Genomic DNA, 4,969 nt, shown 5'->3' with positions numbered 1-4,969 from the left:
CCCGGCTGGCCCAGGCCGTCGCGCCCGCGGCACAGGCACCGCCCGCGGCCGGTGAACATCTCGTCGGGGCCGCGGACGGCCCGCCGGCGGACCGCTCGACCCGGGAACGGCCGCCCGAGCCGGCGGCGGACACCGGCCCGGAGGACGCCGGGCCGGACGGTACCGCGGCGCCGCCCGCCGCCGGGCTGCCGGTGACCTCCGGGACGACCCCGCCGCAGACCGCGGGGGACGGCGGCGGTGCCGGTGCCGCGATGCGGACGCTGCCCGTCCAGATGCCCGAACGCCCGCATCCGGCCGATGCCGTGCCCTGGGGACTGCGGGTGGCGGCCGAGGCCGGCTGGCGGCTGCTGGTGCTGGCCGCCGTGGTGTGGGTGCTCATCCAGGTGGTGGGCGCGGTCAGCCTGCTGGTCATCTCCTTCGCGGCCGGTCTGCTGATCACCGCGCTGCTCCAGCCGCTCACCGGACGGCTGAAACGGCTGGGGCTGGGCCGGGGCGCGGCCACCGCGGTGACCACCGTCACCGGCTTCGGTGTGATGGGCCTGATCGGCTGGTTCGTGGTCTGGCAGATCATCGAGAACGTCGACCGGCTGGTGGACCAGGTCACCGAGGGCATCAACAATCTGCGCGACTGGCTGCTGGACAGCTCCTTCGGGGTCTCCGAGGAGGACCTGAACGAGCTGGTGGACAACCTCAACAAGTGGATCAGCGACCACAGCGCGGAACTCACCTCGGCCGGGCTGGAAGGGGTCAACTACCTGACCCGTTTCCTGACCGGCGCCGGTCTGGTGCTGTTCGTGGTGCTCTTCCTGCTCTACGACGGCCGCTCCATCTGGTACTGGTTCCTGAAGCTGGCGCCGGCCTCGGCGCGCCCGGCACTGGCCGGCGCCGGGCCCCGGGCCTGGATCACCCTCACCGGGTATGTGCGCGGCACCGTCCTGGTCGCCTTCATCGACGCGGTCGGCATCGGGCTCGGCCTGTGGGCGCTGAGCGTGCCGATGGCGGTGCCGCTGGCGGTGATCGTCTTCCTGTTCGCGTTCGTGCCCATCATCGGGGCCATCGTCTCCGGTGCGCTGGCCGTGGTGGTGGCGTTCGTGACGCAGGGGCCGGTGACCGCGCTGGGGGCGGTGGCCGTGGTGCTGGGCGTGCAGCAGCTGGAGGGCAATGTGCTCCAGCCGTTCATCCTGGGCCGGATGGTCCGGGTGCATCCGCTGGCGGTCATCCTGGCCGTCACCGGTGGCACGCTGCTGGCCGGGATTCCCGGCGCGGTGGTGGCGGTGCCGCTGGTGGCCGTGCTCAACACCGTGGTGAGCTATCTGCGGGCCTATCACGAGCAGGTGGTGCTGCGGGCGGGCCCGCGGCGCAGCGGCGCCACCATCGCCGCCCTCGCGCCCACTCCGCCGCCGTCCGCCGGGCGGGACACCGACTGACGGGCCCGCCGACGGCCCGCCGGACGTCGCCGCGGGCCGGCCGGCGGGCCGTCGGGCCGTCCGGCTGTCACTCGGGCTTGCCCGCCCAGCCCGACCGGGGCGGGTGGCGCAGCTCCAGCAGCAGCCGCAGCCGCTGGGTGTCCTCCTCGGTCCACTCCGCGGGCTCGGTGATGGCCTCCCAGGCGTTCACCGGGTTGGAGCCGTAGCGGTGGCCGTGCGGTGCCGGGGCGCCGTAGGAGACCGCCATGTCCACCGTGGTCTGCCAGAAGGTGACGAACGGGAACCAGTCGACGGCCCCGGTGACATCCGGGCCGAGTGGTCTGCTCAGCCATTCCGGCCGCTGGAACAGCAGGTCCGGCTCCCACCACACCACCGGGTCGGAGGCGTTCTGCAGGTAGACCACCCGCGGATGCTCCCAGGGGCGGTCGAACGCCCACAGGTCCCGATCCGGGAACTGGGCGAACCGCACATGCCGTCCGCCGTCGTACACGGGCCGCCACACCGGGCTGCCCGGGTCCCGGTTCTCGGTGATCGCGGAGTGGATCGGGCTGAAGTAGGGCGCGCCGATGAGCAGTGCCCCGTCGGTGCGGGCCAGCAGGTCCTGCACGCCGTCGAAGGCCGCCTCCATGGCCGCCACGCCCATGGACTCGCCGAACACCACCAGTATCGGGCGGCTGCCCTCCGGTTCCTGCTCCCAGCGCCGGTGCACCGCGTCCACCAGCTCCCGGGTGGCGTCCCCGGCCTCGTCCCGGTCCACCAGGAACGAGGCCCAGCTCGGCAGATAGGAATACTGCATGGCCACCACCGCGGTGTCCCCGTGGTGCATGTACTCCAGGGCCTCCACGGTGGTGGCGTTGACCCAGCCGGTGCCGGTGGTGGCCGCGATGGCCAGCACCTCCCGGTCGAAGGCCCCGGTCCGTTCCAGCTCCTTGACGGCCAGCGCGGCGCCCTCGGCGTAGTCGGTGTAGGAGTCGCGGCCCACATAGGCACGGACGGGCGACTCGGCCTCGGTGCCGGTGAAGGCGCTGATGTCGTCGGCGGAGATGGCCGCGCCGGTGAAGGTGCGGCCCTTGTTGCCCAGTTCCTCCCAGGGGATCAGGGAGTCCGGGCTGCCGGAGAGCAGCGGTGAGTAGGGGCGCAGCACCCCGGGATCGGTGGAGCGGTCCTTGGCCGCCGCCCAGTGCTCCGCCGCGGTGAGGATGCCGCGTTCGAAGACCACGTCCCGGGTGCCGTAGACGACCACCATGCTGGTGATCATCAGGGACAGGGCCACCGCGACCGGCCAGGGCACGAAGCGGTTGAGCTGCACGGTGATCAGCCGGGTGAACAGCCGTACGGTGCGGGCGGCCAGCAGCAGCCCGCCGCACACGCCCAGCGAGATCAGCGCGATCATCACCGAGTGCCAGGTGAGGGTCGGCTCCAGGTCCTGGAGGCGGCGCAGTTCGCGCTGCATGTCGGCGCTGCGGGAGAGCAGGAAGATGACGGCCGGCGGGGCGGTGACGTAGAAGGCCAGCCAGCAGCGGGCGCGCACCCGCGGGCCGGGCCGCCAGGGCGCGACCAGGCGGTAGAGCCAGCTCAGCAGCGCGCCCAGGCCGTAGCCGATGGCGGCGGTGATGCCGCCGATGGCGCCCTGGAAGTACCACGGCCGGGGCACCAGGGAGGGGGTGAGGGAGAGCCAGAAGAAGAAGACGGCGACCAGGCAGGCGGTCAGATCCGGCCAGCGGCGCAGCACCCAGGTGGAGTCGGGGCGTTCCCAGTAGGGCTTGCTCAGGAAGGCGGTGGTCCGGCTGCGGGTGAAGTCCACGGCCTGGGTGAGGGCGCCGTGCGGCGGCTCCCGGCCGGTTTCCGGCCGGGACGCGGGGGACGAACCCCCGGCGGTGTCCAGCATCAGTGTTTCTCCGCCTGTCTTCGGTCGCCGTTTCATGATCCGCGCGTGCTTCACGCTAGGGGATATGACGCGGCCGTGCGCCCGGGTAGTTGTTTCCCCGCATCCTGCCGCGCGGCACGCCCCGGGACACCGCCCGTGGTGCACGTTTCTCCCCGGGCGCACATCCGTTCGATGTCCGGCGGTGTCCGGGCGGCCCGGAGGGAGCTATACATTCGGTGTATACGCATGATGTATAGTCCCTGCCATGTCCATCAGCCACACCCTGCTGGGGCTTCTGGAAGCGGGCCCCCGCCACGGCTACGACCTCAAACGGTCCTACGACGAGCGCTTCGGCCACGACAAGCCGCTGCACTACGGCCAGGTGTACGCCACCATGTCCCGGCTGCTGAAGAACGGCCTGGTCGAGGTGGACGGCGTGGAGTCCGGCGAGGGACCGGAGCGCAAGCGCTACGCCATCACCGAGGCCGGCGTCACCGACGTCGCCCGCTGGCTGCGCAGCCCGGAGAAGCCCGAGCCCTACCTCCAGTCCGTCCTCTACACCAAGGTGGTGCTCGCCCTGCTCACCGGGCGGGACGCCGCCGCCCTGCTGGACACCCAGCGCGCCGAGCACCTGCGGCTGATGCGCGAGCTGACCCGCCGCAAGACCGACGGCGACCTCGCCGACCAGCTGATCTGCGATCACGCCCTGTTCCATCTGGAGGCGGATCTGCGCTGGCTGGAACTGACCGCGGCCCGGCTGCACCGGCTGGCCGCCCGGGTCAGGGAGAACCCCGCATGACCGCCCGCACCACCCGGGACCCCGCCGCCGAGGGCACCGCCGCCGGCCGCTGTGCCGCCCTGCTGTCCGCCACCGCGCTGCACAAGTCCTACGGCACCACCCCCGCCCTGGCCGGTGCCGACTTCTCGGTCGCGGCCGGGGAGATCGTCGCCGTGATGNGGTCGCGGCCGGGGAGATCGTCGCCGTGATGGGCCCGTCCGGCTCCGGCAAGTCCACCCTGCTGCACTGCCTGGCCGGCATCGTGCCCCCGGACAGCGGCTCGGTCCGCTACGCCGGCCGCGAGGTCTCCGCCCTGCCGGACGCCGAGCGCAGCGCGCTGCGCCGCTCCGACTTCGGCTTCGTCTTCCAGTTCGGCCAGCTGGTGCCGGAGCTGAGCTGCCTGGAGAACGCCGCGCTGCCGCTGCGGCTCACCGGCACCGGCCGCAAGGAGGCCGAGCGCCGGGCCGCCGAGTGGCTGGACCGGCTGGAGGTCGCGGACATCCGCCACCAGCGGCCCGGCCAGGTCTCCGGCGGCCAGGGCCAGCGGGTCGCCGTGGCCCGCGCGCTGGCCGGCGGCCCCCGGGTGCTCTTCGCCGACGAACCCACCGGTGCCCTGGACTCGCTCAACGGGGAACGGGTGATGGAACTGCTCACCGCCGCCGCCCGGGACACCGGCGCCGCCGTGGTGCTGGTCACCCACGAGTCCCGGGTCGCCGCCTACTCCGACCGGGAGGTCGTGGTCCGCGACGGCATCGTCCGCGACCCCCTCCACTTCGCCGGCCACGCCCCGGCCGGCGCGGAGACCGGTCCGGCGGGCCGCGGGGCGCACCGTGACCCGGACGGCGGGGGCACGGCATGACCGCCACCGCACCCGCCCCGCCCGGCCGCGCCGCGCCG

Annotated in this window: 3 protein-coding genes and 1 pseudogene; 3 read left to right on the top strand and 1 reads right to left on the bottom strand. The window is 73.4% G+C overall.

The window, feature by feature from the left end; translation table 11 throughout:
* On the top strand, nt 1-1,427 hold a 1,427-nt coding region (locus GQS09_RS25325), incomplete at its 5' end, for an AI-2E family transporter (protein WP_399552602.1).
* Between the two features lie 67 nt (nt 1,428-1,494).
* Here GQS09_RS25325 and GQS09_RS25320 read toward each other — a convergent pair.
* Nucleotides 1,495-3,315: an alpha/beta-hydrolase family protein gene (locus GQS09_RS25320; RefSeq protein ID WP_165989883.1), complete on the bottom strand. Its 1,821-nt coding sequence runs from the start codon at nt 3,313-3,315 to the stop codon at nt 1,495-1,497.
* A 244-nt stretch (nt 3,316-3,559) separates the two neighbouring features.
* On the opposite strand from GQS09_RS25320, the gene GQS09_RS25315 reads away from it, so the two are divergent.
* Complete coding sequence (locus tag GQS09_RS25315) at nt 3,560-4,093, top strand: PadR family transcriptional regulator (protein ID WP_165989882.1); 534 nt, start codon at nt 3,560-3,562, stop codon at nt 4,091-4,093.
* Nucleotides 4,090-4,835: pseudogene (locus GQS09_RS25310) on the top strand (ABC transporter ATP-binding protein); the annotation flags it as partial. The gene GQS09_RS25315 and the pseudogene GQS09_RS25310, both read left to right, overlap by 4 nt.
* Nucleotides 4,836-4,969: the final 134 nt, after the last annotated feature.

It is taken from the genome of Streptomyces sp. YIM 98790 (assembly GCF_011421595.1).
Lineage (GTDB): Bacteria > Actinomycetota > Actinomycetes > Streptomycetales > Streptomycetaceae > Streptomyces.
This window is presented reverse-complemented; position numbering and strand designations above follow the sequence as displayed.

Excerpts from the sequence above, each read along its gene's own strand:
- GQS09_RS25320 (WP_165989883.1), bottom strand. The coding sequence starts at position 3,315 with ATGCTGGACACCGCCGGGGGTTCGTCCCCCGCGTCCCGGCCGGAAACC.
- GQS09_RS25315 (WP_165989882.1), top strand. The coding sequence starts at position 3,560 with ATGTCCATCAGCCACACCCTGCTGGGGCTTCTGGAAGCGGGCCCCCGC.